The organism is Candidatus Symbiopectobacterium sp. NZEC135 (assembly GCF_025962695.1).
The window spans coordinates 1-2,017 of record NZ_JAGFPF010000270.1; the positions used below are offsets into that span (position 1 = coordinate 1).

Below are 2,017 nucleotides of genomic sequence, written 5' to 3' on the forward strand. Positions count from 1 at the left end.
CGCGTGGTAGTAATAGACCCTGATAACGCCCCGACGCTGGCGGGCATTCCCGCCCAATGGATGGTGACCACCAAAAGTCACCGCTTTGATTTTTATCTGGCGCTGTAGTGCGTACATAGGCAACTTACGGTAGTAGCAGCGCCACGAGCCAGACTATCCATAAAACACCAATGAGCCATAGGGTGCGTCGACATTGTGTCAACGCCCCCTGCTGACGCTCCACCAACGAAAGCGCCTGTAGCCTTTCACGTCGCCAGATGAAGCAAAGTATCGCACCAACCTGCGCGTTATTCTCTTGGTTGATTAACGTAAAATACTGCACGTCTAGCCAGAGTCGCCAACACCCCAACCACACCATCCCCGTCAGTAGTACGATGACGAAACAGACTGCACCGGGTGGTGTGGTAAAAATGGCCCACACCAGCGGCGGAACGGACAAAAGCAAGAAGAAACGCCAGCTGTTCAGCGTTTTTTCTACGAAGCGTGATTGCAGATCGCTCCTGTTTGTTATGCTGTTACTTGTTTCTTCCATCTCTCCAGCATCTCCATATGTTCGGGGGTAAACACCACCTGCGGACGCGCCTCACGTACCCGCATCACCGCGCCAGTGACAGACAACTCCGGATAACGCTGTAATAGCCACGCCGTAACCACCAGCGCGCTCCGAGAGAGCCCCAACGCACAGTGGACCAACACGCTGCCTTGCGTTAAGCGCAATTGCTCTAGTGCGTCCACGGCCACGCGCAGTGATGCCTCATCGGGATTGACCAAATCCAACATCGGCACACACTGATAAACCCCGCCCTGAAGTGCACGGGAACCGGGGAACTCACTGGTCAGATCCAGTACGGCGCGCTGTGCGGGCGGGCGACGCGGATATGTCCCCAAAAATATGCCATCGATAACTGCATTCATCGCTGGCAAACGTCGAGTATAAAGGCGCATAGAGAACAGCATTCCCGTCCGCCAGGGCAACAGCAACCACCAGGCCGCAGGAGATAGCCGCCCTTGGTGGTCTTTTTGCAATGCATCAACGCCAAGAAAGCCATAGGCCAGCGCCACAATCAGCAGCGCCAGCGTTGGCCACCATAGCCAGAGCGTCAGAAACGTTCCCGCCAGGCAAACTAACGCACCGTAAAAATAGCGCCCGGCAAGTTGCTGACGCTTACCGCTGGCACGTTGCCAGCGCCATCCGCCTTCATCAGGAATAAGCCAGTCGATCACCATGCCAAGCGCCAGACCTGTCAGCACATCAATAAAATGATGCTGCCAGGTGGTGAGCACTGAAATGGCAATCAGCAAAAACCACAAGGTATTCAATTTCTGCCAGATGCCTGTCAGGTGACGATGGAAATGCCGCCACAGCAGCCAGCACAGAATAATGTGTAACGATGGCGATTGGTTGTACGGTAAGTCGAACTGCTCAAGCTGGCCGAACAGCCACCCTGCCAGACCGGTGATCTCCGGCCGGGTAAAGGTAAACTGTAAGGGGAACAACAAAAAACCAATGCAGGCCGTGAGCGATGCCAACACGAGTCGACAGACCAGCCGTCGCTGCATTTTTAGCGATGTGCAGGCAAACAGTGACAGACCATAGAGCAGATCCAGGCTCCAGTACGGAACAATGGTCAGCGGTATAAAAGGAATGTGCCGCTCCCAGTCAAACACCAGACTACCGATATTTTCTCGTCCGGCCGTAAACTGATTGACCTGCCCATAGGTTAAGAAGAAGAATGGCGCGAGCAGAGTCAGCCACCCTAACCCCTGCCAGTAGAGTGAACGCTGACTCGTCATGATGCGCGGCGCACCGCCATGGAAACAGTGAAAATACCCCATTCATCAATCAACTGGGCGCATTTATCGAAACCCGCTTCCCGCACCAGCGCGTCCATTTCCCCCTGGGTACGGACACGCATCACCCACGCTTTACCATCCTTATGACTGGTCAGTGACCACGCGATAGTCTTAAGCTGTGGATGCCAAGGCTGCCCGGTATAGGTCAGAATACCTCCAGCCT

4 protein-coding genes are annotated in these 2,017 nt (G+C 54.7%); 1 reads left to right on the plus strand and 3 read right to left on the minus strand.

What is annotated here, in order from left to right:
* On the plus strand, positions 1 to 108 hold a 108-nt coding region (locus J5224_RS25775; RefSeq protein WP_264628044.1), incomplete at its 5' end, for a class I SAM-dependent methyltransferase.
* Positions 109 to 124: 16 nt separating this feature from the next.
* On the opposite strand, the gene J5224_RS25780 is transcribed toward J5224_RS25775, so the two are convergent.
* The 3 genes from J5224_RS25780 to J5224_RS25790 all read right to left on the minus strand — a co-directional run.
* Positions 125 to 532 (minus strand): hypothetical protein, encoded by a 408-nt coding sequence (locus J5224_RS25780; RefSeq protein ID WP_264628041.1) that lies wholly within the window; start codon positions 530 to 532, stop codon positions 125 to 127.
* Positions 508 to 1,794 carry a phosphatase PAP2/dual specificity phosphatase family protein gene (locus tag J5224_RS25785; RefSeq protein WP_264628042.1) on the minus strand — a complete coding sequence of 429 codons (1,287 nt, stop codon included), beginning with the start codon at positions 1,792 to 1,794 and terminating at the stop codon, positions 508 to 510. The genes J5224_RS25780 and J5224_RS25785 overlap by 25 nt, the downstream gene beginning before the upstream one ends.
* Positions 1,791 to 2,017: class I SAM-dependent methyltransferase family protein (locus J5224_RS25790; RefSeq protein WP_264628043.1), on the minus strand; the 227-nt coding region annotated here is incomplete at its 5' end. The genes J5224_RS25785 and J5224_RS25790, both read right to left, overlap by 4 nt.

What these genes read in the sequence shown, in the direction of transcription:
- J5224_RS25780 (WP_264628041.1), bottom strand. Translation starts at nt 532, where the DNA reads ATGGAAGAAACAAGTAACAGCATAACAAACAGGAGCGATCTGCAATCA.
- J5224_RS25785 (WP_264628042.1), bottom strand. Translation starts at nt 1,794, where the DNA reads ATGACGAGTCAGCGTTCACTCTACTGGCAGGGGTTAGGGTGGCTGACT.